Source organism: Luteolibacter arcticus (assembly GCF_025950235.1).
In the GTDB taxonomy this organism is placed as follows: Bacteria; Verrucomicrobiota; Verrucomicrobiia; order Verrucomicrobiales; family Akkermansiaceae; genus Haloferula; species Haloferula arctica.
The window spans coordinates 1-24,143 of sequence record NZ_JAPDDT010000008.1; the positions used below are offsets into that span (position 1 = coordinate 1).

The window sequence follows — 24,143 nt, forward strand, 5'->3', positions numbered from 1 at the left end:
CCGGGGAGTACCAGTGACCTTTTCGTCACACTACGCCGCCGTTCCGGCAAGCAGGGAGGATGCCGAACACTATTGGCAAGATGCCCCAGCTACGCTTGAGCGACCAAGGCCGGGCCTGCCTGCCGGTATCAGGCGCTTTCCTGTTGGTAAGCGCGGTCGAGTTCGGCGATGGAACTACTAGAGTCGCCGTACAAGGAGTCGTCCAGCAGGCGGCTGGCGAGATCGATGTTGAAGGATACCGCCCCACCTTGCCCACGGAGGCCGGCATTGTCATGGGCGAGGTCCACCTGTGCCTCGATGCGGGCCAGGTCGCTCTCGATCTCTTCCATCGTTTCCTCGCGGCGTTCGGCGCTTTGGAGGCGCTGGCGGAGGAGTCGCAAGGTGGCCTTCTTCGACTCGAGCAGGGAAGGGGTGATCTCCGGATCGCGGAGGTCTTCTTCCAGGGCCGCGATCTTGGCAGCAAGTCCCTGTTCCTTCTGGCTGCTGCCGATGGACTCCAGATTGCCCTGCGCCACGAGCAGCTTGAGATAGATCCAGCCGAGCTTCTTCAAGGCGTCGCGGTTGGCATCGATCTCGAAGTCCTCCTTCTCCGAATCGCGGTGGAGCTGGAGGATTCGCGCGGTCCTTTGTTCCAAGGCGGCGAGCCGGGCTTGGGCGGTCTCTCCGAGTTTCGCGGCGAGCGCGTGGCGCTGCTCGGCGGCGGACTCCTCGCTGAGATCGAGTTCCTGGGCGTCCACCAGTTTGCGGAAGCGCGCGCTGGTGGTCAGAGCGAAGAGATAGGCCGCCTCCAAGCCGAGGCCCAGCAGCCAGAAGCCGGGGTGGCCGAAGCCGAGGATCACCATCCCGGCCACAGCGATGGCATTGGCGGGCAGTCGGCCGAGCCCGGCGATTTCCGGAGATGCCCAAAAGGCGGCTGTGAGGTAGCGGAACATGCAGAGCGGCGGATCTGCCATCAGCGGCCGCGCTGGTTGCGCTGCCAGATGGCGAGGAGGTTGTTGATCACCTCGGCGCGTGGCGTTTCACCCATGGTGGGGAGATCGATCTTGATGCCGAACTTTTCCCCGGTGACGAAGGGGCTGTCCGGGAACTTTATGGGCACCGAGGGATTGCCCGGGCGGAAGCCGTGCTTCAATGACTCGCGCTGGATCGGTTCGCTGAGCAGGAAGTCGAGGAAGGTGTCTGCGGCCTTGCGCTGCGCGTCGCTGCTCCACGGTGCGTCGATCACGTAGTAGGGATTGTCGTTCCAAGCATTGAAGCGCGGATACTCCACATGCAGCGTGCCCCAGCGGCCCTCGGCACTCTTGATGTAGTCGATCACGACGCTCTCGTAGACGACGAGCGCGTCGAAGGTGGACGGTCCGCGCAGCACCATGTCCCGCATCATGTTGCCGGTGGAGTTCGACATGCCGGAGGCGGCGTTTTCGATGTCGTTCATCCAGGCTTGGAACTGCGGATCGAGGATGTCCTTCAGGTTGAGGCCGCGGCTCTTCTTGTGATAATCGCAGGCCATGAGCACCAGGGTCATCAGGCCGCTGTTCGATTGGTTCGGGTGGGTGTGGCCGAGCTTGAAGATGCCCCACTCGGGCTTTTGGGCGATGGCATCCCAGCCGCCGGGCTCCTTCAGCGCCTTGCCGACGGTCTCGAAGCTCACCTCCTTGTATTTCGCCACGAAAGCCTCATGGCGCTCCTGCCACATCACGAATACCATCGGGCTGAGGGCCAGCGCCTCCTTGCGAAGGATCGGATTTTTGTTGTGCTTGATCTGCCATTCCTGGGTGAAGACGTCCTCGTAGAGCGCGCTGGCGGGGCTCCACACATTCAGGCGTTGGTCGCCATTGAGAATGGCCTGCGCGCCTTCCAACGAACCCATCGGAATGAGATCGACGGTGATGCCGGCACCTTCCTTGGAAGAGGCGAATTGCTCCACCGCCCAGAGCAGCCAGCGTTGCTTCTCGGTGCCGTAGGCGATGCCGATCTTCACCGGCGAGGCACCCGGCTGTGGCGTGGTGACCGCCGGTCCGGCCTGGGGACCATTCCCCGGCGAGGTGACCAGCGGCTTCTTCGCGAAGAGAGCATAGGCACCATAGCAGCAGGCACCGATGAAGACGAAGATCAGCAGTTTTCCGAGGAGTGTGAGTCTGGGGCCTTCTGGCATGAGCTGTTAGAAAAAGGTGGAGATGTCCTTGAAGACCTCGCGGATGTTCTTCGGATTGCCTTCGTAGAACTTCGCCTGGGTGGCGTCGGCGATCTTCTTCAGCACATCGCTCTGTCCGCCGGCATCGTAGCCGATGGTGAAGACGCGGATGGTCTTGGTCTCATTGTCGGAGCGGATCTCGTTCAAGAGGCGTTCGAGCTGGATGCTGCTGTGAGTGTCCGCGCCGTCGGTGAGGACGACGATGGCGCTGATCTTGTCGCGATTCTGCGTGGCGGAGGCGAGTTGATCGCGGTAGGCCGTGCTGATGGCATCGTAGAGAGCGGTGCCGCCATTGGCAATCAGCGAGCCGATCTCCGCCATCGCCTGTGGGCGGCTGCCCTTGAGCACGGCCGCCGGCTTGGAGGGGAAGACCCGCTCGTTGAAAGGGAGCAGACGGAAGGAATCGCCATCGCCGAGCAGCTTGACCAGCTCTTGGCCGCCGATGCGCGCATTCTGCATCCGCTGGTTCTCATTCATGCTGCCGGAGACATCCATCACCAGGGTGATGTGGGAGTGCTTCTTGTTCTCCCGCCACAGGCGCGTAATGGCATCCATTACCTGAGGCTGCGGGACTTCCAAGGTCGTCTGTGGCTCGCGGGGATTCACGCCGTGGGCGACATCGATCGGCGCGGCCAGTGGGAGATCGGCGAGCGCCGGGCGGAAGCCGAATTCCATGGCGCGCTGCTGCTGCGGCCGGGCGAGCAGGTAGGCGAGGTATTGCTTGGCCGCCTCTCGGTGCTCGGGCGTGACCCACTCGCGATTGACGATGCCCGCGGGATGGTCGCTCCAGAAGGTGCCCTCCTTCGGATAGATCGCCACCACGGGAAAGGCCATCGAGTCCTTGTTGGCGGCGGCTTCGATCACCATGTTTTCGTAGAGCACCGCGGCGCTGACGTAGGAGGGGCCGTTCGCGAACATCTTCTTGCCGAAGAAGCCAGTCGAACTGCCGTAGTGCACCACCGAGCGCTCGATGCTGCCGAGAAAGCGTGCGGTCTCCGGCTTCGCAACATCTTCCAGGGTGAGGCCGGCGGTCTTGCCGGTGGCGGCATAGACTTCCGCGAAGAGGGAGATGAGGCCGCTGTTGCTGAACTCGGGGTGGGTGTGGGCGAACTTGAAGCTGCCCCACTGCGGAAAGCCCTTCGAGGCCCAACCCTGCGGGTCGGCGGAAAGCGCGAGGATGTCCGCCCAGCCGACCGGTTGCTTGCCCCAGCCGAGGGCCTCGGCCATGGGCTGCCACATCGCGATCACCACGGGGGAGAGCACGAGGTTCTCCGTGGGGCCGATGAGGTCCTGGCCGGTCTTGGCGCGCCACTTGGCATTTCCTACGCCGATGAAGGCGGCGGAGGCAGGGCTGGCGACGTGCGCTTGATCTGTGCCCTCGACAAGGCCGTCGATCAATTCGCCGGAGCCCTTTGGTACGCCGCGCACGAAGATCGTTTTGCCGGAAGCGGTCTTGAGCTTGGAGCGATTGAAGTCGGCGGTCACCGCCTTAACCCATTCCTCCTTCTCCGAGCCGAAGGTGAAGAGGAGCTCGATCGCATTTTCTCCGGGTTCCGGGGCATCGGCAGCGGCATTGCTGCCAGAGGCCGAAGAAGTCGAGGAACCAGACTTGCGGCAGGAAGTGATGAGCAGTGCCAGCGCGAACGCCGCAAGGAGCCGGAAAAACTGTCGAGGCATGATGGGATGCTGGAGACCGCGGCGAACTTCACAAGCAGCGAACTGCGGTTTGGCGGTGGAAAACCGGAGCTAGTTTGGATATGCGGTGGGGAATGAGATCCGGCTCTTGTGACGTTTTTGTCACTGTTGCGTGGCGGTCGCATCGGATGGGTTGGCGACCCGCCCTCGTTGCCCTTGCTGGAGTCAATCGGATCCACCGCGCACCACTCGCACGAGCAGATTCGCGAGTTCGCCCTTTTCACGGATTGCGGCGTCCACCCGTCTGGCGAGCGATGCGGAATCGCGATCTTCCGTGCGAACGATGATTCCCGCATGGGTGGGGATCATCCGGTGAAGCTGTACGAAGTCCCGGCGGTTGAGGGTGATCACGCTACGGCAGGATGCGGTGGCGAACGTCAGAACCGCATCGTCCTCGATCCGCCGGTTGGACTTTCCTGCCTCATGTCGTGAGCACGTCGTGGCCGAGCGCGCGCAAATGAACCACGACTTCGACGGGGAAGTTCTCGTTGGCGTAGAGGCTGGCCGTGTCACTCCGCGGTGTCGTTCTCGCGGATCTCGCGGTCGATTTCCTGCGGGTGACGGTCGACGTAATGCCAGGCGTTGAGCAGGTCGGAGGCTTGCAGGGTGGGGAAGTTTCGCAGGATCTCCGCGTCATCCGCACCGAGCCTGCGCCAGGATTCCAAGGACCATACCGGGATACGGGTGCCAGCGACACGAGCGGACCCGCCGCACACACGAGGATCGAACTCGATTCCGGGCAATTGATCGGCAAGGTCCGCCGCCATCCAGACAACCAGGCGCGCGCGCTCTTGCCGTGGCAGCGATGCTACCAGTGACTTGGCTTGATCAAAGGTTACCGCCACGTAGGAAGATTGCTTCATCAGGCCCGGTTCGTCAGCGCCAGGCCGACAGCGCGGTGCCGGTCGGAAGCGTCGAAACGCCGCGATGCGACCGGGTTTTTGGTTGGCGAGCATTCATGACCCCGCGTTGACATTCCCGGCTTCGCCCGGCTTGTTAGCGGCATGCTCCGACGCTTGGAAATCCTGGACCGCCGATTGTCGGAGACGGATGCGGAGGACGCGCGGATCCTGCTCTACATCGCGCCTGACGAGGCGGAGCGGAAGCATCTGACGGAGGATCTCGGGATTGACCCGCACACGCTGGCGTCCGCGAGCGATCCGGACGAGCTGGGCCGGGTCGAGTTCGAGCCAGGGCACGCTGCGATCATCTTCAAGCGTCCGAAGCAATACTGCGCCGACGACAACTTCTTTTTCAAGATCAGCTCGGTCGGCATCTTCCTCTTTCGGGAGAGGCTGGTGTTCGTGGTGGCGGAGGACAACCTGCGCTTCGAGGGAAAGCATTTCCAACAGATCAACAGCCTCGAGGAGCTGCTGCTGAAGGTGCTCTTCCGTTGCATCTGGCACTTCGAGGAGCACCTCAAGGTCTTCAACATGATCGCCGAGGAGCTGGAACACAAAGTGAACCTCTCGATGGAGAACAAGCACCTGCTGCACATGTTCACGCTCGAGAAGAGCCTCGTGTATTACCTCAATGCAATCAGCAGCAATGGCCGGGTGATCGACAAGCTCAAGGCGACCGCGGCGCGCCTGAGATTCACCGCGGAGGATGTCGAGTTCCTGGATGACATCACCATCGAGAACTCGCAGTGCCACGAAATGGCCACGACCTACAGCCACGTTTTGGCGAGTCTGGTGGGCGCGCGTGTCAGCGTGGTGAGCAACAACCTCAACGTGCTGATGAAGCGGCTGATGATCGTCACCATCGGCCTGATGCTTCCCACCGCGGTCTTCAGCATCTTCGGCATGAACGTGAAATTGCCCATCAGCGAGGACAGCGGGGCCTTGGGTTTCTGGATCATCATTGTCGTGGCGATCCTCTCGAGCGCGGCCGTGTTCATGATGTACCGCTGGAAGAAGCTCTAATGATCCACCGATAGGGGCGGGAGCACTTAGGTCGATTACGGCGAGCTTCCCTCAACCCGCTCGCCGGCCTCCTTGATCAACAGCTCCGCGATCGTCCAGTCGAACCAGTAGGGAGGAATCGGCTTCCCTCGCTCGAAGTCCTTGCCGTCGCAGGACGTCGCGAGATCGCGGGCCCTTTGCAAGGCTTCGCCCGCCAGAGCGACGTGGCCTAATTTGGCGTGGATCATGGCGGCGACCGCTTCCAAGGACGCTTCGCAGGAACTCTTGCGGTCCGGCATGGCAAGCCCGAGTCCGCAGGCCCGCATGGCCTCGGGACCATTGCCGGCCCTCAAATGAAAAAGGGAAAGCGAGAGCGCTGACCAGGGCGGGCACGGAGTCTGGCGGGGATCGCCAAGCATTTCGACGTCGCGGCGCAACTGCCCGAGCAGGGGTTCATTGGCAGGATGAATGAGGCACACTTTCAGGAGATGCTCCGCCTTCTGCGTGCCTGTAGCGGGCGTGTAGCGTTCCATGACCTCGTCGCGGAAAGCCAGATACTCGGCCTGATCCTCCTTCAAGAGCGCGGCACCGATCGCCATGAGGTCGTCTCCCTGGAGGATCTTCTGCGGGGAATCCTGACGATTGGCTTGGCGCAGCAAGCGATAGCATTGGACCGCCTGGTCCCAGCGGCCGTGCTCGGCATTCCAGTCGCCGAGTGAGCGGAAGACCGCCGCGGCCTCAAGGGAAGGCTCGATCGATGACAGCGGATACTCCTTCCGCAGCTCGTCCGCTTCATCGGTGCGGCCTTGGTCCAGAAGGAAGGCCGCGCGGGCGACATTCGAGCGGGCATCCGCCTGCTTGCGAAGGCGGTTTTCCTCATTGCGGGCGGCTTGTGCCACGTTCTTCAGCCGGACTTGTTCGATCGCGGACTTCCGCTCGTGCTCATACATCGCTGCCGTGATCGCGAGGCCGGTGATCAGGAGCATCACGAGGATCACCGCTGCCCCGAAGGCGAGGCGATTGCGGCGCACGAACTTGGCGAGCACGTAAACGCGGGACGGTGGTCGCGCGGCGATCGGCTGGTACGCCAGGAAGCGCTTGATGTCGGTGGCGAGCCCGTTGGCAGTTTGGTAGCGGCGGGTGCGGTTTTTCTCGAGCGCCATCATCACGATCCAGTCGAGATCGCCTTTTACGAAAGCCACGAGCGAGGCTGAGTCCGTGGATCGTTCGGTGGCGAGCTCGCGCAAGTTTTCGGGCGGGAGTTTCGCCAGGATCTCCGAAGGCCTGAGCGTTTCCCAAGTCAGCAGCGACTTGCGGATCTGCGAGAAAGTCGGATCGGGGAGGGTCGAGCTGTCGATCGGCGTGGCACCTGTTAGAAGCTCGTAGAGCAGGACGCCGAGGCTGAAGATGTCGCTGCGGGTGTCCACGTCGATGCCGGTCAGGGCGACCTGTTCGGGGCTCATGTAGGCGGGAGTTCCGAAGAATTGGTCGTGGGCGGTGATCGCCTCTCCCGCGGCGGCTTGGGATGACTTGGCGATGCCGAAGTCGATGATCTTCGGGACGTGGACGCCGTCCTGAAAGGTGACGATGACGTTCGACGGCTTGATGTCGCGGTGGATGACGCCCTTCTGGTGCGCGTGCTGGATGGCATTGCAGACCAGCACGAAGAGTTCGAGGCGTGCGACACTGTCGAGCTTGTGGCGGTTGCAGTAGCTCGTGATGGGTTCGCCGGTGACCAGCTCCATGGCGAAGTAGGGCCTGCCCGATGGCGTGGTGCCGGCGTCGAAGACCTTGGCGATGTTCGGGTGATCCATCAGCGCGAGCGCCTGGCGCTCGATATCGAAGCGGGCGAGCGCATGCCGGTTCTCCACGTCCATGCGGACGATCTTGAGGGCAACGCGCCGGCGGATGGGGCGATCCTGCTCTGCTTCGTAAACCACGCCGCCGCCGCCTTCGCCGAGGCGGGCGATCAGCCGGTAGGGTCCAAGCTTTTCCGGCGGCGCATCGTCATCGATGAAGCGGGGTGGGATGGCCAGCCGGCCATGCTGCGTTTCGGAAAGGATCGTGGCGGTGACCTTGGCGCGTTGCTCGCGGGCTTCGAGGAAGAAGGTGGCGGCTCCGTCGGTGGCTTCCAGCAGCCGGGTCATCTCGTGCTTGGCCGCCTCGCGGTTCTCGAAGACGCGATCAAGGAAAGCGGTTCGCGCGGCCGGATCATCCAGCGACAGCGCGACTTCCATGATCGCGCTGCTGATCTCTTCGTCGATGCCGCTTGAGTTCACTGGAGCGGGGCTATTCGTGTTGCTGGTCTTCCTGGATGAGCCGGTAGAGTTTCGCCTTCGCGAACATCCATTGCCGCTCCACCGAGCGCACGCTGCGTCCGGTGACCTCGCCGATTTCCTCACTGCTGAGGCCGCCGTAGAATTTCAGCAGCACGACCTTTGCGGAATATTGGTCGATCTTCTCCAGCTTGTTCAGGCACTCGTGGATGAGCAGGATGTGCGAGTCGTCTTCGAACACGCCGTCGTCTAGATTCTCGGGCGGGCGGGTGCGCTTCTGCCGCGATTGGGCCCGGACGCGGTCGACCAGGATCCGTCGCATGGCTTGGGCGGCGGCGTTGAAGAAGTGCTCCTTGCTCTGCCAGGCCTTGCCGTTGATTTCGGAAAGGCGGATCCACGCCTCGTGAACCAGCGCGGTGGGTTGGAGGGTTTTGCTGGCCGAAGCGTGGTCGAGCCGGAATGCCGCGAGCCGCCGGAGCTCGTCGTAAACGACGGGTAGCAATTCGGCGGAAGAAAAGCAGAACTCGTCCGCCCGGATCTCGGGACAATCGGTAGTCGTTCCCATCCCTTGTTCCGGTATGCCCATGGGATTTCCGGAGCAAGCGGAATCGTTGTCCGAAGCCTTGCCGGGGAGCTGGACGGGAAATTTTGTCCATGCGGCAATTTTTTGGCGGTTTTCGCTTCGGGATGACGAATTCCTTAAATGTCCCGGTCTCGCGGGCCGCGCCGAAGCCATGATCCCGATCTCCGTGAAACCCCGTCGCTCGCGCCGCCGATGAAAGGCAGGATTCTTTGTTTACTTCTAGTTTGTGGAGCTGGTTCTCCGTTGCCGGGGCAATTGATCGGGACCGAGTCGTTCACTTACGCGGACGGGGGCATTGCCAACCGGGCCGGGGGTGCCGGGTTCAATCGCGACCATTTCGACAAGGTCGCCACCGCCGGTGCCTCCGACTGGGATCCCGTCGTTGGTAACCCGGTCGTCGCCGGCAACGTTCTCACCACCGACAATAGCAGCGCGAAGCGCGAGTACAACGGCCCGGTCGAAGGTGTCGGCAACGGTGGGGACGATGGCAGGGACGATCACGAGCGCAGCGGGGCCGTGCGAGCCCCCGGCCGTGTCTTCTACCGCTTCACGATGACCCGCGGGCCCGAGACCACTTGGAGCGGCGCCAGCAGCTACGACTTCGGCAGCGAGCGGGTGTTTTTCGGAGTGCCCGGCGGCACCGGTCCCGCCACCGGAGACTACGAGTTCGGGTGCTGTGGCGACGGGCTCCACTATTTCACTGGGATTCCCGCTGACACGGCGACGCACACTCTCGTCGCGGTGCTTGATTTCGACCACGATTTCATCGGACTGTGGCTCGATCCGACAGCGGCTGATTTCTACGATCCGGTGGATGGCTCGAACTCCACGGATGCCGGCGGTGCCTACACGGCGGATCTCTGGTCCACTGCGGTACGTCTTGGCTCAAGCGCCGGCGGCATCACGACATGGGACGATCTCACGGTGGCGCTCGACCCGGTGAGCGTGGGCCTGATGGATCACGCCGATGTGGACAGCGACGGGCTGCCGGCGTCGTTCGAAGTGCTCCATGGATTGGACGATCGCGATGACGGCAGTTCCAAGGAAAGCGCGCCCGGCGCCAAGGACGGCCCGAATGGGGCCTTGGGCGATCCCGATCGAGACAAGGTCGGCAACTTGGCCGAGTATGGGGATGGAACATTCCCGGACGCCGCCGATTCCGATCTGGATCGCATGGAGGATGCCCGGGAAAAGTCGCTGGGCACGGACCCGCTCAACCCGGATAGCGACCGTGACGCGCTTTGCGACAGCGACGAGGTGGATCTTCACTCCACCGATCCATTGCTCGCGGACAGCGACGGGGATGGCACTGCGGACTTCACCGAGGTGGCCCTCGGTAGCGCCCTGGAGAAACACGGAAACATGGAACTCGTAGGCCTCGATTTTTTCGACGACTACACGGACGGTACGATTGCCGGCTTCACCGGCGGGCGCGGTTGGGACTATGACAATGTCGCGCTCCCGGAGACGTTCACCGGGCACACCACCCTGAAGTCCCCATGGACCAGCTTCCATGGTGCTCCTGTCATCAAGTCCGGCACCTTGTTGACCCGGAGCAGCTCGGCGAAGCGGGCTTTTCATGGAGGATCGGCCAGCGCGAAGTCGGCGGTCGGCGAGCTGTCCGGCGCTTGGCAAGAGGATGCCGCAGCAACCGGGGTCAACGGGAGCAATGTCCTTTACGTGAAGGTGAATCTCACGCGTCAGGAGGGTGTTTGGTGGAGTGGGTTCAGCCTCTACGATTTCGACAGGGAGCGGATTTATGTCGGCGTGCCTTTTGCCGCCAATCCGCAGTCAGGCCAGCACGAGTTTGCCATCGAGCAGGCATCAGACGGAACTCCGGCTTATTCCGGCATCGCTCCGGTGGCTGGGAGTTCCTACACGTTGGTCGCAAGGTTCGACTTCGCGAACTCACGGGTCGATCTCCGCGTGAATCCCGACCTTGCGGCTGCCGAGGAATCCTCGCCGATTGCCGCGACGCTGCGAATCTCTCCGGCGCAGATGAAGGCCACCGGGATCCGCCTCGGGTCGGGTGGCACCGGTGCGACGATCTGGGATCAACTGGTCGTCGGCACTGCTTGGAACAGCCTCCAGGCACTACCATCTAACAGCGGCGACGATTGAGGCGCTTCTAACCGACCGGCGCTGCTTCGGTTTCTTGCCAGTAGGCGGGATCGTCCACGATCGCGAGCGCTTGTTCGGTCGTCAGCGAGATTCGCACGGCGTGTTCCAGGCGGACCTGGCGTTCCGCCCAGCGGCGGCGCTCATCTGGTGAAACGGCCTGGGTATTCCACGGCACGCCTTGGCCAACGAGCAACGCCCACCAGCCTTCCACGCCAAACTGCGGGGTCCGCGGCAGCAGCCAGTCGTGAGCGAACGAACTGGGGCCGTTCTCGCGGAAAAACTCCACGATGCGGGCTGCGTCCGGCGATAGCGGCAGCTCCTGGCAGTGCTTCCAGAAGGGGGTGTCCATCAGCGTGTTGAACTTGTAGTGAATCATCAGGAAGGAGCGGATCTCCTCCCAGACGTTCGCCGAAAACCGGTTGTAGAGGTCCACCAGGCTCTCCCTCACTTCCAGCCGGGCTTCCAGCAGGCTGGCGGCCAAGGCGCGGAGTTCCATGCAGAGGACCATCAGCGCGGTGGCTTCCATCGGCTCCACGAATCCGGACGAATTGCCGACGGCACAGACGTTTCCCACCCACGAGCGCCGATAGTGACCGGAGATGAACGGGACCACCCGCGTCCGCGTTACCAAAGGATTCCGCTCGCGGAACACGCGTTCGGCTTCCTCATCGCTGGTGAAGGATGAGGAGTACACGTAGCCACGGTTGACGTGATGCCGGTGATCGATCCGCCAGCTCCATCCGGCGGGCATGGTCTCTGCCGTGGTGAACGGTTGAATGGGATCACCGTCCTGTCGTTCCCAGCCGCCGACGACCGCGCGGTCGCAAATCAAGCTGTTGGCGAAGGATTCGAACGGCTCCTCCAAGGCCCCGCGCAGCAACTCGCTACGGAAGCCGGATGCATCCACGTAAAAGTCCGCCTGCACGGTGCCTCCGCCTTCCAGATTGAGATGCGTGACACGGTCTCCGTCTCTTCCGGCTCCCGTGATCTCCGCGTCGGTGATCGTCACTCCGGCCCGCCGCGCTTCTCCTTCAAGCCACGCCACCAAGCGAGGATTCTCGAGGTGATAGCCATACGCGCCATCGAACCGGGGATGCTCGTTGTCATCCGGAAGGAACACCTTCCGCTGCTGCATGAGGCGGCCGATGAAGCCCGACTCGTAGGGCTTCTCCCACGAGTAGAAGCCGTTCGAACGGCTGAAGCCGGTGTCCGACACGCTGTAGTGATTGCCGAATGCGTAGGGGAACTCTCCGCGGGGTCCCCAGATGAAGTGGATCCCGCGCTTCCAGACCGGATGGACTTCGCGAAAGAACCGCTCTTGATCGAGCTTCAGGAAGTCGAACAGGAAGGACGGGAAATTGGGCGTTGTGCCTTCGCCGACACCGATGATGCCGATGCGCGGACTGCGGACAATCCGCACCGCGACTTGCGCGGGCAGCTTCTTCTTAAGGGTCAGGGCCGCTAACAGCCCTGCCGATCCTGCGCCTAGAACGAGGATGGTCGAGATGGATTGCTGCATGGGAGTCGTTTACTGGAACTCGGCAATGTCCTTCGATTCGCCGCGCTTGGGATCGCGGCTTTGTTCATCAACTTCCGCGAAAGCGGCATCAGGGAACGCCGGCATGACGGCGTGGGAAGGGAACTTGGGTTTCATGGGTTTGTCTTGGGAACGGACGCGTGCATCGACCGCTTGGGGCGGATCGAGGGGGTCCGGAAATAGTATCCGTCAAAACCGCGGCAAATCCGCCACCTCATGCTTAGGAAGGATGAGAATCGATTTGGCGGACGCTTATCGCGAGATCGCCTGGACCCTCAAGCCTGCCTCCTTGATCAACAGATCCGCGATCGCCCAGTCGAACCAGCAGGGGCGAACCGGGAGTCCTTGGGCGAAGTCCTTGCCGTCACACTGCTTTGAAATTTCGCGGGCACGGGTAAGAGCTTCCTTTGCCGGGCCAGCGCTTCCCATCCTGGCGAAGACCATGGCGGAGACGGCCTCCAGCGAGCTCTCGCATGAGCTCTTGCGCTCGGGGCTCGCCAATCCCGTTTGGCAAGCCCGCAGGGCATGGCCGCAGTCTCCGGCGCGGAGATGATACAACGAGAGCGAGAGTGCCGCCCATGCGGGGTAGGGCGTGCTGCGAGGATCGCCCAAGGTGTCGACATCGCGGCGGAGCGCTTTGAGCATGCGGGGTTCCGCGGGGTGAACCAGGCACACTTTCAGGAGATGCTCGGCGTTGATTTGCCCGATGGCCGGGGCGTATCGCACCATCACCTCCTCGCGGAACGCGGAGTAGGCCTTCGGGTCTCTTGTCAAAAGCGCCGCGGCGATCGCCATCAGGTCCTGGCCATTGATGATTTTCTGGGGCGAGCCGTATTGATTGGCTTGCCGGAGTCGCTGGTAGCACTGGAGCGCATGGTCCCAGCGGCCATGCTCGGCGTTCCAGTCGCCAAGCGAGCGGAATACTGCGGCGGCTTCGAGCGAGGGCTCTATCGATGAAAGCGGATACTGCTGTCTCAGGGCATCGGCTTCGTCGATCAGCCCCTGGTCGAGCAAGAAGGCGATGCGGGAGATGTTCGATCGGGCATCGGCCTGGAGGCGGAGGCGGTTCTCCTGGTAGCGTGCGGCCTGGGCCTCGTTCTTGAGCCGGAGCTGCTCCATTGCGGCCTTGCGCTCGCGCTCGTAGAGGGTGGCGGTGGTCGCGAGGCCCCCGACGAGCAGCGTGACGACCATGACTGCTGCGCCGAAGGCGAGGCGGTTGCGGCGGACAAACTTGGCGAGGACGTATGCCTTCGACGGCGGGTGTGCGGCGATCGGCTGCTGGGTCAGGAAGCGCTTGATGTCGATGGCCAGGCCGTTGGCGGTCTGGTAGCGGCGCATCCGGTTTCTCTCGAGCGCCATCATCACGATCCAGTCGAGATCGCCCTTCACTTGGTTGGTCAAGCCGGCAGGCTGGGTGCTGCGTTCTTCGGCGAGCGACCGCAGTTTTTCCGGGGCGAGCTTCGCGAGGTGCTCGGACGGGCGGAGCGTTTCCGAGGTGAGCAACGACTTTCGGATCTGCGAAAAGGTTAGGTCCGGGCCTGTCGAACGGTCGAGCGGCGTGGAGCCTGTTAGAAGCTCGTAGAGCAGGACGCCGAGGCTGAAAATGTCGCTGCGCGTGTCCACGTCGATGCCGGTCATCGCCACCTGCTCGGGGCTCATGTAGGCGGGTGTTCCGAAGAACTGGTCGTGGGCGGTGATCGATTCGCCGGTGCTTGAGGCCTTGGCGATGCCAAAGTCGATGATCTTCGGCAAGTGGGCCCCGTCTTGAAGCGTGACGATGACGTTCGAGGGCTTGATGTCGCGATGGATGACGCCCTTCTGGTGCGCGTGCTGGATGGCATTGCAGACCAGCACGAAGAGCTCTAGGCGCGCGATACTGTCGAGCTTGTGGAGGTTACAGTAGCTCGTGATCGGTTCGCCGGTGACCAGCTCCATGGCGAAGTAGGGCTTGCCCGACGGCGTGGTTCCCGCGTCGAAGACCTTGGCGATGTTCGGGTGATCCATCAGCGCGAGGGCCTGGCGCTCGATGTCGAAGCGGGCGAGCGCACCCTTGTTCCCGACGTCCATGCGGACGATCTTGAGGGCGACACGCCGGCGGATCGGATGATCCTGCTCCGCCTCGTAGACCACGCCACCGCCGCCTTCGCCGAGACGAGCGATCAGCCGGTAGGGACCGAACTTTTCCGGCGGCGCATCATCGTCGACGAAGCGACGTGGATGTCCCTGCCGGCCATGCTGCGTTTCGGAAAGGATCGTCGCGGTGACCTTGGCGCGTTGCTCGCGGGCTTCGAGGAAGAAGGTGGCGGCCTCGTCGGTGGCTTCGAGGAGCAGGCTCATCTCCTCCTTCTCGGCTTCGCCGTTTGGAAAGACCCGGTTGAGGAAAGCTTGCCGCGCTTCCGGATGATCCAGCGACAACGCGACTTCCATGATCGCGCCACTGATCTCCTCCTCGTGCGGGTTGTCTTTGCTCACGGGTTTCAGAAAATACCTGACTCCTCTGGGTAGGCGCGGGGATTTTCGTGAGCAAGCCCAATCGCCGTCTGGTTCAGCAGGCGAAGAATCTCCCGGGAAAGTGGCCCGTGCCGCGTTTTGTTGGCGGGAGATGCGGGCCGATGCCGAACTAAGAGGTAGATACCCGGCAACTTGGGTTCCGCCGGAGGTCGGGCGGATGCGCGGGCGGTAAGGGTTCCGCCCGCGCATCCATCGCTGCACGTATTGAGTCACAGACCGGTTCTCCAAGCGCCTGCATTTTTTTTGGCGGGTTTTCTCCGGGAACGTCGGACTCCGGGTTGGACGCCCACGACCCATGGGCATTCCCGGGCCCGACCAGACGAGCCTTGTCCCAAACAACCCAATCAGAACGAACCCATTGTGAAGTACGCGTTGCTCCCCACCTTGATCACCTCCGGTTTGCTCCCCGTCGCGAGCCAGGCTGCATTGATCGCCACCGAGAATTTCGATTACGCCGATGGCTCCGTGGTCGGCCAGGCCGGCGGTACCGGCTGGACTTACGAGCGCACCGACGAGGCGGGCGCGCCGCTGCAAACCCCTTCTAACTGGAACAACGAATTCGGCACGCACCAGATCGTTTCTTCCGCACTGGTCACGAATGGCGGAGGCGTGCGCCGCGAGTTTGGCGGTGTCACGGAGGGGGCCGGCTCCGCTAGCAACGAGCGCGAAGGCGCCTTCCGCGGCACAGGGACCATGTTCTTCTCCGTCAGCTACACGCCCACTACCGGGAACCAGTGGGCAGGCGTCAGCTCCTATGACTTCAGCGGCGAAAACGCCGAGAAGATCTTTTGGGGTGCTCCCGGCGGTGCCAATGGCGGGAACTTCTTCGGCATCGACGCGGTGGGAGACGGCCAGACGAATAGCACCATCCCAGTCGTCACCGGCCAGACCTACGTGCTGATCGGGATGCTGGATTTCGACAACGACCTGCTCGGACTTTGGGTCGATCCCGATGCCAATGACACGGTGGTCTCTCATGACGTGTCCAGGGCTTACACGGGCGGCAACTGGTCCACCTCTCTCCGTCTCGCCTCCGGCAATCAGGTGACCTGGGACAATCTGAAGGTGGGCACGTCCTTCGCCGATGTGCTGCCGATTCCCGAGCCGTCCGCGTCGTTGCTCGGGCTTGCCGGTGCAGCGCTGCTGGTGCGCCGGCGGCGCCTTTGATCCGCCTTTCCGGCAGTGGTTTCCCCTTTCGCAAAATCCTCGAACTACCCAAACCCATGAAAAAAACCATCCTTCCCTTCCTTCTAACAGGATCGGCAATTGTCCCGCTCCACGGACAGTTAGTCGGAACCGAGAACTTCACCTACGCCGATGGAAACATCGCCGATAAGAACGGCGGCAGCGGCTTCGACTTCAACAACATCACTGACGTCCACACTCCCACCAAGTCCGACTGGGAAAGCACTGGAGGTACTGCCACCGTCACCGGGAACGCCCTCGTCACCAGCGGTGGCGGGGCAAAGCGCGAATACAACGGGCCGATCGAAGGGGCCGCCGGTGGCGATGGTGATGACACCGAGCGCTCCGGTGCGGTGCGCGGCACCGGCCGGGTCTTCTACCGCTTCACCATGACGCGCGGGGCGGGCACCACGTGGGCGGGTGCCAGCAGCTATGATTTCGGTGCCGACGAGCGGGCCTTCTTCGGCTCGCCCGGTGGAAACGGGGTGTCGGGGCAGGTCGAATGGGGCTGCCAGATTGCGGGTAGCACGACCTATCGCAGCGGGATTCCCGCGGACAACCTCACGCACACCTTCGTCGCGGTCCTCGACTTTGACTACGACCGCATCGCGTTGTGGGTCGATCCTTCTGCGACCGATTACTACGATCCGGTGAATGGGTCGCATTCGGCGGACGCCTTCGGCGCTTACACGCCTAACAACTGGTCCACCGCGGTGCGTCTCGCTTCCAGCGCCAGTACGACCTTTGACGACCTTTCGGTGGGGCTCGATCCCTTGAGTGTGGGGCTGAAGAACTCAACCGATGTGGATCAAGACGGCCTGCCTGCTTCGTGGGAAGAATTTTTCAGTCTGGACGACAACGACAATGGCACCACCGGCGAAAGCGCACCGGGTGCCAAGGATGGCCCGAATGGTGCCCTGGGAGATCCCGACGACGACAACCTCAGCAATGCGATCGAATTCGCCGACAAGACTTTCCCGAATGCCCAGGATACGGACGGAGACGGCTTGGACGATGACGAGGAGAAGCCACTCAACACGAACCCGCTGCTGGAGGACACCGATGGTGACCACCTGACCGACGGCTCGGAGGTGGATACCACCCTGACCAATCCTTTGTCCCCGGATACGGATACCGGCGGCACAGCCGACTTCACGGAGGACGCGCTCGGAACCGTGCCCCGCACCGGGAATGCCGGCGATGACCCGGCGAGCAATGGCAACATGGAGCTGGTCGCCCTGGAGTTCTTTGATACCTACTCCGACGGACCGGTCACGGGACTCGCCGATGGCCTGGGCTGGGACTACGACAACAGCGCCCTTGGGGAAACGTTCCTCGGACACACCACGCTGGCCAGTACATGGACCACGGTGGGCGGGAATCCGGTGGTCCAGTCCGGCACCTTGCTGACCCAGGAGAGCTCCACGAAGCGGGCTTTCCACGGCGGGACCAACCGGGCGAACGCGGTGGTCGGCGAAGCTGCCGGCTACTGGCGCGAGGATGCCGCGGCCACCGGCGTGAATGGCAGCGACGTGCTCTACGTGAAGGTCAACATCACCCGCCAGGCGGGTGCCACGTGGAGCGGTCTCAGCCTCTATGACTTCGGCGCGGAGAAGATTTTCCTCGGCGTACCGAACGGCGTGAATCCCACGTCCGGACTGCGCGAGTATGGTGTCGAGCAAACCCCCGGAAACATCACGGTCTATTCCGGAGTTCCTTCGGTGACGGGTACACCGGCGACTCTGGTCGCCCGTTATGACTTCGCGGCATCGCGGGTGGATCTTTGGGTCAATCCCGATCTTGGCGAGTCGGAGGGTTCATCTCCGATCCTGGCCACCTTGAACGTCGCGCCTGCGCAGATGAAGGCCACGGCCTTGCGCCTGGGCTCCGGCGGCACGGGCACCACGGGTTGGGACCAGCTCGTCGTGGGCACCACTTGGAACACGCTGAGTTCGCTGCCTTCCGATAGCGATGGCGATGGCATGCCGGACGCCTATGAGGAACTGCATGGCTTCGACCCGGACGTGGACGATGCCGACGATGATGCGGACTCGGACCGCAGCACGAACAAGGAGGAGTACGAAGCTGGCACCCTCCCACGGGACAACGACAGCGACAACGATGGCTTGTTCGATGGAGATGAAGCTCCCGAAGGCGCCTCGCCGCTGAACCCTGACACCGATGGTGATGGAGTGAACGACGGGGACGAAGTGCTTGAATATCACTCCGATCCGACCGTGGTGGATACCGATGAAGACGGACAGACCGACGGCGGCGAAGTCCAGGGTAACGGTGTCGCCACGTCCGATCCGATCGACCCGGATGACACCATCGGCGCGCCGTTGGGCCTGATCGGCATCGAGGACTTCAGCTACACCGACGGGACGATACAAGACCTGACGGGCGGATTGTATTTCGACTACGAGAACTGGCTCTTCAACGGTCCCTTCCTCGGGCACACCACGACGACGTCGGACTGGGATGGCACCGCGATGGTGGCGGGAGGCAAACTGGTCACTCAGGAAACCTCTGCCTCTCGCGACTTCAATGGTCCGAGCGAGGGCGCCGGAAACAATGGAGCCCCGACCGATGCACGGATGGGCGCCATCATCGATGATGCCAACTTCGACACCGGAGTGGTTTACTTCAGGACGACGATGACCCGCCGGGCCGGCGCGACGCTGAGCGTCTTCGGTCCCGACGATTTCGGCCAGGAACGCCTCGGCTTTGGCATCGTGGACAACGGTGGCGTCCCGCAGTGGGGCATCCGTGAAGGCGCCGTGGTGACCACCGACGGTGGCTTGCTGGCTGTCGCTCCCGATCAGACCTACACGGTGGTGGGCAAACTCGACCATCCGGGGAACCTGCTGACCCTCTGGGTCAACCCGAACCTTGCCGCGAACGAGGCGGGCAATGCACCTCACGTGACCCGTGTTTACACCGGCACTAACTGGGCCAGCGGCGTCCGCTTCACCTCCACCGGCACCGGTAACACGGAGTGGGACGACGTGGTGGTGTCCACGACTTGGGAGCAATTGGTCGGCGAGCCTTCCAGCGCCATTCAATTGTCCGCCGCCTACAATGCGGTCGCAGGCACGCTGAGCATCACGGCGGCTGGAATCCCGGAGGGTGAGACCTTCCACCTGCGAAGCTCCACGAACCTGGAGTCCTTCGTGCCACTGGTTCCGCCCTTCGACTTCGACAGCACCACGCCGCAGCCGTTCGTGGTCCCGGTGACTCCGGGCACGGTGCCAAAGCTGTTCTTCCGTGCAGAAGAAGGAGCATCGCCTGCTCCCTGAGCGAGCAAGCTGCCGTCTTGATCCGGCCCGCCTTGCAGATGCAGGGCGGGCCTTTTTCCCGGATGTTCCCCTTCTGATAAGTCACCCTTCTGATGAGACTTTTCCCTTTGGCACTGCTCCTTGCCGTTCCCCTTCACGCGATTGAGTTCGGCGAGGAGGGCTTCGGCTATCCGGATAACAGCGCCATCGCGGGGCAGACCGGCGGCACCGGCTTCAACTACGACAATTTCGATCACGCGGTCACCACGACGACCTCGGATTGGGACAATGTCTTCGGCGCGCCGACGGTCGTCTCAGGGAAGCTGTTGACCGCGAACTCGGGAGCAAAGCGCGAGTACAACGGAAACATCGAAGGCGCGGGCAACGGTTCCAATGATGGTCAGGACAATCACGAGCGCAGCGGTGCCGTGCGCGGCCAAGACCGCGTCTTTTATCGCTTCGACATGACCCGTGTGTCCGGTGGCTCCTGGAGTGGTGCGAGCTCGTATGACTTCACTACGGAGCGGGTTTTCTTCGGCGTGCCCAGCGTGGCCAATCCCGCTTCAGGAAATCAGGAATACGGTTGTGAGATCACTGCGACCGGCACGCGCTACTTCAGCGGCATTCCTGCCAGCGGCACCACCCGCACGATCGTGACGGTGCTCGATTTCGACCGGGACTTCATCGGCCTGTGGGTCGATCCCGATGCGGAGGATTTCTATCAGGATTCCACTGGTGCGAACTCATGTGACGCCGGTGGTCCCTACACCGCAACGACGTGGTCCAGCGCGGTCCGCCTTGCCTCAGGCGGTAACTGCGAGTGGGACCATCTCGTGGTGGCCACGTCGTGGGACGATTTTGAGTTCATCGATCCCGACACGGATGATGATGGCATGCCCGACGATTGGGAAACGGACAACGATCTGGTGGTGGGCATCGATGACTCTCTCCTCGATGCCGACACGGACGATCTCTCCAACCTCGACGAGTATCTCCGCAAGACCGATCCGCAAGTCCCTGACTCCGACAACGACGACTTCACCGACGGTGAGGAAGTTACTGCCGGCACCAATCCGCTGAGTCCCTCCAGCTATCCCGGCGCGGTGCATCCGCCCGGACTCGTCGGTGGGGAGCGCTTTGACTACGCCGACGGTCCCGTGACTGGCATGGCCGGCGGGCTCTACTGGGATGCTGACAACTCCACCGAGAACAACGCCTTCCTCGGTCACACTGGCACGCCCTCGGACTGGGATGCCACCTTCGGATCACCGCAAGTGATTTCAGGTGTCCTGGTCACTCAGGAAGGTGGTGCGAAGCGCGAATACAATGGCCCGATCGAAGGCGCACAGGCTGCTTCCGACGAACGGGCCGGTTCGGTGAGCGGGGAGGCGAACTTCAGTTCCCATGTGGTCTACTACAAATTTGAGATGACCCGCGCGGCGAATGCCACGTGGAGCGGCGCGAGTTCCTACGACTTCGAGTCGGAGCGCTACCTCTTCGGGGTGCCAGGGGCTGCCAACCCGGCCTCGGGGGTGCGCGAGTTTGCCATCCACGATCTTAATACCAACCAGTGGGCTTACTCCGGCATCGCCCCGGTCGCCGGGGTGAAATACACGATTGTGGCCAAGCTGGACTTCGATGCGGATGTCGCGGCGCTTTACCTGAATCCCGACCTCGATCAGGGCGAAGGATCGAACACCCCGGTCGCGAGCTACGCGCACACCAGTGCGAATTGGTCCTCCTCCGTCCGGTTCGCCTCGGGTGGTGGTGGAGCGGTCGAGTGGGACAATGTCCGGGTGGCATACACGTGGGATGATTTGAATGATGGTCCGCCGGTTGCGAATGACGACAGCGCCACGATGCATCATCTTGGCAAGGCACGTTTCAAGGTGCTGGCCAACGACAGCGGGCTGCTCGCGACCTCGTCGCTCGCGATTGAAACCCCACCCGCGCATGGCACGGCGACCGCGAATGCCGACGGCACAATTCTCTATCAGCATCTCTCCGGCACGCCTGCGTCGGACTCGTTCACTTACCGGATCCAAGGCGCGGGCAGCACTCTGGCCGATACCGCGACGGTCACGGTTCACTTCGCCGAAAGCGCCCGCTTTGACTCGGCGTTCGTCTCCATGCCGACGACTCCTCCGGTCGGCGAGTTGCAGCTGGAGGATGCGTTCCCGGGGATTACGTTCGAGTCGCCTCACAGCTTTAGCACGGTCGCGGGTGACAACCGGAAGCTCTTCGTCGCTGAAGGGGACGGCCGCGTGTTCCTGATCCCGGACATGGCCGCGCCGACCAAGGTCCAAGTCCTGGACCTCACCGGCTCGGTGCAGCACGACAACAACGAGCAAGCCTTCAAGGGAATCGCCGCCCATCCGGATTGGGCGAACAACGGCCAGATCTACGTCACCTACAATTCGAACGCGGGCACGGTGCGGCTGTCGCGGTTCACTTGCCAGACCAGCGCGCCCTTCACCGCCGGCACCGAGGAGATTGTCATCGAGCAGGATTGCGACGACTCCATCCACAACATCGGCACCTGCGAGTTCGGGCCGGATGGCTATCTTTACGTCGGATTCGGCGATGAAGGCACGCAGGCGGACGGGCATAACAATTCGCAGCACGTGGATCGCAACCTGTGGTCGTGCATCATTCGCATCGATGTGGACTTGCGCCCCGGCAGCCTGCCACCGAATCCCGATCCCGGGCCGGATACCGATCCCGAGGGCAATGACGCCGACCTGGTGATCCCGCGACCGGGTGGCATCGCGCGCTACGCCGTGCCTCCTAACAACCCGCTGGTGGGTGCCACCACTTTCAATGGTGTCGCTCTCGATCCCGGGCAGCTCCGCACCGAGATCTTCGTGATGGGTCTCCGCAATCCATGGCAGTTCTCCGCGGAGGACAATGACGGCAATGGTACTGTGGACGAGCTGTGGGTCGGCGATGTCGGCCGCAGCAACCGCGAGGAAGTGAATGTCTTCCTCGCTGGCGGAAACGGTGGCTGGGGTTGGCGCGAAGGCAGTCAAGCCGGTCAGCGGGCGGGGGACCTGCTCAATGGCGCCGCGGAGTCGGCCGCCACGCTCACCGAGCCGCTGTGGGACTACGCCCAAGGTGGCAGTGCCTATCAGGGACGCTCCATCACCGGTGGCTTCGTTCACCGGGGCAGCGCGATCGCCGGTCTAACAGGAAAGTACATTTGCGCCGACTACGTTTCGGGAAACATCTGGAGCGTCGAGCGAACGCTCGGGGCTCCAGTGATCGAACGTCTCGCAGGCGAAGTCGCCATCGTTGGCCTGTTGCCCGACCCGGCGACCGGTGGAATCCTGCTTCTCGACCGCGGCAACAACGGCACCAACCAAGGCACGGGCGGCATCAAGCGTCTCACGCTCGGAACCGACGACAGCGCATTTCCTCCGACGTTGGCCGCGACGAATTTCTTCGCGGATCTCGCCGACTTGTCACCGAATCCCGGCGGCCATTTCTACGAGCCCAATCTGCGCTTCTGGTCCGATCTTGCGGAGAAGAAGCGTTGGTTCCTGGTCAACGACGCGACCGACACGGTCGGTTACTCCCAGAACGCACCGTGGAGTTTTCCCGCGGGCATGATCTGGGTGAAGCACTTCGATTACCCGGTGGCGTGGGAAACCTTCACCCGCACGATCGATGGCCAGAGCTACACTGATCGAAGGCCGGCCGTCGGCTCGCCTCGCCGTCGCCTGGAGACGCGCTTCCTGGTGAAGAATGAGACCGGCAGCTACGGCATCTCCTACCGCTGGAACTCGGTCAATGGCGGCACGCAGACTGATGCCGTGCTCGCTGGCGACCATGGCGAAAGCATGGCCGTTAACATCACCCTCGACGGTGCGCCCGCCAACTTCACCTGGGAGATCCCCTCGCGGGCGGCGTGCATGACGTGTCACACGCCGGAGGCTGGTCACGCGCTCTCTTTCAATGCTCGCCAGCTCAATGCCCCGGGCAGCATCGCCGGAGTCTCCGGCAACTTGCTCGGCTCGCTTGCGACTACCGGCTATCTCAACGGATTTAGCGGCGATCCATCGGGCCTTCCGCGGCACTATCGTCCCGACGAGTCCGGGCAGTCGCTTGAAGCACGGGTCCGCTCGTATCTCGACGTGAACTGCGCCTACTGCCACCAGTCCGGCGGGACCGGCGGGGGAAACTGGGACGGCCGGGCTCATTTGTCGCTGCTCGAAACGGGACTGCTCAATGGCACGACCGTGGACGCCCCGCTACATCCTGACGACCGGCTGGTGGTGGCGGGAAATGTTCCGCACTCGATCCTTTTCAACCGCATTGCCGGAGCGAATGGCTACAGCCGCATGCCGCCGCTCGCGAGCATCCAGCCTGACCTTGAGGCCGCTGAACTCGTCGCCGCGTGGATCACACAGGAAGTCCATCCTTACGCGACCTACGAGGAATGGCGTAGCGTGGAATTTGGCAACGATAGCTCGCCGGAAGGAGAGCTGGCCGCGAACCCCGATGAGGACGGCCTCGACAACTTCGGCGAATGGGCCTTTGGCACGAATCCGGCGCTCACGGATGATTTTCGCGCCACTCCGTCGCTTCTGCTAGTCCAGCCCGCCGCCGGTGAGTTCCGCTTCAATCACCGCCGCCTGCGCATGCACGCCACCGCGGGACTCCACTACGAATATCGTAGCAGTGAGAACCTGATCGACTGGTCGCCGATTTCCGTGACCGAGGAATCCACCTCCGTCTCTGAGGACGATCCGGCCTACGAAACCGTCACGCTGTCGATCGTCCCCGGTGCCGTGACCGGCAGTTCGAAGCTGTTCCTTCAGGTGAGGATTCAGCCGTGAGCCGACCCTAGTAATTCCTTT

General features: G+C 62.8%; 15 protein-coding genes. 5 read left to right on the forward strand and 10 right to left on the reverse strand.

Annotated features, from left to right (window positions below; all coding sequences use genetic code 11):
• Positions 1-128: 128 nt before the first annotated feature.
• The 5 genes from OKA05_RS17585 to OKA05_RS17605 all read right to left on the reverse strand — a co-directional run bounded on the left by OKA05_RS17585 (position 129) and on the right by OKA05_RS17605 (position 4,752).
• Positions 129-953, reverse strand: coding sequence for a hypothetical protein (locus OKA05_RS17585; protein ID WP_264488490.1), 825 nt, complete (start codon positions 951-953; stop codon positions 129-131).
• The gene (locus OKA05_RS17590; RefSeq protein ID WP_264488491.1) at positions 953-2,155 is read right to left on the reverse strand and encodes an extracellular solute-binding protein; all 1,203 of its coding nucleotides are present in this window, start codon (positions 2,153-2,155) and stop codon (positions 953-955) included. Before OKA05_RS17590 ends, OKA05_RS17585 begins: the two co-directional genes overlap by 1 nt.
• A gap of 6 nt (positions 2,156-2,161) precedes the next feature.
• Positions 2,162-3,871 carry a VWA domain-containing protein gene (locus tag OKA05_RS17595; RefSeq protein ID WP_264488492.1) on the reverse strand — a complete coding sequence of 570 codons (1,710 nt, stop codon included), beginning with the start codon at positions 3,869-3,871 and terminating at the stop codon, positions 2,162-2,164.
• Positions 3,872-4,054: 183 nt separating this feature from the next.
• Positions 4,055-4,402 carry a DUF5615 family PIN-like protein gene (locus tag OKA05_RS29545; RefSeq protein ID WP_264488493.1) on the reverse strand — a complete coding sequence of 116 codons (348 nt, stop codon included), beginning with the start codon at positions 4,400-4,402 and terminating at the stop codon, positions 4,055-4,057.
• Positions 4,399-4,752 carry a DUF433 domain-containing protein gene (locus tag OKA05_RS17605; protein WP_264488494.1) on the reverse strand — a complete coding sequence of 118 codons (354 nt, stop codon included), beginning with the start codon at positions 4,750-4,752 and terminating at the stop codon, positions 4,399-4,401. The genes OKA05_RS29545 and OKA05_RS17605 overlap by 4 nt, the downstream gene beginning before the upstream one ends.
• A gap of 141 nt (positions 4,753-4,893) precedes the next feature.
• On the opposite strand from OKA05_RS17605, the gene OKA05_RS17610 reads away from it, so the two are divergent.
• Entirely contained in the window at positions 4,894-5,814 is a 921-nt protein-coding gene (locus tag OKA05_RS17610) for a magnesium transporter CorA family protein (protein WP_264488495.1), read from the forward strand.
• A gap of 35 nt (positions 5,815-5,849) precedes the next feature.
• Here OKA05_RS17610 and OKA05_RS17615 read toward each other — a convergent pair whose 3' ends face one another.
• On the reverse strand, positions 5,850-8,072 hold the full coding sequence (locus OKA05_RS17615; protein ID WP_264488496.1) for a serine/threonine protein kinase: 2,223 nt from the start codon (positions 8,070-8,072) through the stop codon (positions 5,850-5,852).
• Between the two features lie 10 nt (positions 8,073-8,082).
• The gene (locus OKA05_RS17620) at positions 8,083-8,634 is read right to left on the reverse strand and encodes an ECF-type sigma factor (RefSeq protein ID WP_264488497.1); all 552 of its coding nucleotides are present in this window, start codon (positions 8,632-8,634) and stop codon (positions 8,083-8,085) included.
• A gap of 273 nt (positions 8,635-8,907) precedes the next feature.
• On the opposite strand from OKA05_RS17620, the gene OKA05_RS17625 reads away from it, so the two are divergent.
• Complete coding sequence (locus OKA05_RS17625) at positions 8,908-10,773, forward strand: MSCRAMM family adhesin SdrC (protein ID WP_264488498.1); 1,866 nt, start codon at positions 8,908-8,910, stop codon at positions 10,771-10,773.
• Positions 10,774-10,780: 7 nt separating this feature from the next.
• On the opposite strand, the gene OKA05_RS17630 is transcribed toward OKA05_RS17625, so the two are convergent.
• The 3 genes from OKA05_RS17630 to OKA05_RS17640 all read right to left on the reverse strand — a co-directional run bounded on the left by OKA05_RS17630 (position 10,781) and on the right by OKA05_RS17640 (position 14,782).
• Positions 10,781-12,292: an FAD-dependent oxidoreductase gene (locus OKA05_RS17630; protein WP_264488499.1), complete on the reverse strand. Its 1,512-nt coding sequence runs from the start codon at positions 12,290-12,292 to the stop codon at positions 10,781-10,783.
• Between the two features lie 9 nt (positions 12,293-12,301).
• On the reverse strand, positions 12,302-12,427 hold the full coding sequence (locus tag OKA05_RS17635; RefSeq protein ID WP_264488500.1) for a hypothetical protein: 126 nt from the start codon (positions 12,425-12,427) through the stop codon (positions 12,302-12,304).
• Between the two features lie 135 nt (positions 12,428-12,562).
• Complete coding sequence (locus OKA05_RS17640) at positions 12,563-14,782, reverse strand: serine/threonine protein kinase (RefSeq protein WP_264488501.1); 2,220 nt, start codon at positions 14,780-14,782, stop codon at positions 12,563-12,565.
• A gap of 399 nt (positions 14,783-15,181) precedes the next feature.
• Between OKA05_RS17640 and OKA05_RS17645 the strand changes: the two genes are divergently transcribed.
• The 3 genes from OKA05_RS17645 (at position 15,182) to OKA05_RS17655 (ending at position 24,122) form a co-directional block, all read left to right on the forward strand.
• A complete protein-coding gene (locus OKA05_RS17645; RefSeq protein WP_264488502.1) occupies positions 15,182-15,988 on the forward strand; it encodes a hypothetical protein in 807 nt (268 codons plus the stop codon).
• A gap of 56 nt (positions 15,989-16,044) precedes the next feature.
• On the forward strand, positions 16,045-19,305 hold the full coding sequence (locus OKA05_RS17650; RefSeq protein ID WP_264488503.1) for a hypothetical protein: 3,261 nt from the start codon (positions 16,045-16,047) through the stop codon (positions 19,303-19,305).
• Positions 19,306-19,397: 92 nt separating this feature from the next.
• Positions 19,398-24,122: a PQQ-dependent sugar dehydrogenase gene (locus OKA05_RS17655; protein WP_264488504.1), complete on the forward strand. Its 4,725-nt coding sequence runs from the start codon at positions 19,398-19,400 to the stop codon at positions 24,120-24,122.
• Positions 24,123-24,143: the final 21 nt, after the last annotated feature.

Bases quoted from the DNA above. Each gene is read 5' to 3' on its own strand.
- OKA05_RS17610 (WP_264488495.1), top strand. From the start codon at position 4,894: ATGCTCCGACGCTTGGAAATCCTGGACCGCCGATTGTCGGAGACGGAT.
- OKA05_RS17605 (WP_264488494.1), bottom strand. From the start codon at position 4,752: ATGAAGCAATCTTCCTACGTGGCGGTAACCTTTGATCAAGCCAAGTCA.
- OKA05_RS17590 (WP_264488491.1), bottom strand. From the start codon at position 2,155: ATGCCAGAAGGCCCCAGACTCACACTCCTCGGAAAACTGCTGATCTTC.
- OKA05_RS17635 (WP_264488500.1), bottom strand. From the start codon at position 12,427: ATGAAACCCAAGTTCCCTTCCCACGCCGTCATGCCGGCGTTCCCTGAT.
- OKA05_RS17655 (WP_264488504.1), top strand. From the start codon at position 19,398: ATGAGACTTTTCCCTTTGGCACTGCTCCTTGCCGTTCCCCTTCACGCG.
- OKA05_RS17650 (WP_264488503.1), top strand. From the start codon at position 16,045: ATGAAAAAAACCATCCTTCCCTTCCTTCTAACAGGATCGGCAATTGTC.
- OKA05_RS17585 (WP_264488490.1), bottom strand. From the start codon at position 953: ATGGCAGATCCGCCGCTCTGCATGTTCCGCTACCTCACAGCCGCCTTT.
- OKA05_RS17595 (WP_264488492.1), bottom strand. From the start codon at position 3,871: ATGCCTCGACAGTTTTTCCGGCTCCTTGCGGCGTTCGCGCTGGCACTG.
- OKA05_RS17620 (WP_264488497.1), bottom strand. From the start codon at position 8,634: ATGGGAACGACTACCGATTGTCCCGAGATCCGGGCGGACGAGTTCTGC.
- OKA05_RS17630 (WP_264488499.1), bottom strand. From the start codon at position 12,292: ATGCAGCAATCCATCTCGACCATCCTCGTTCTAGGCGCAGGATCGGCA.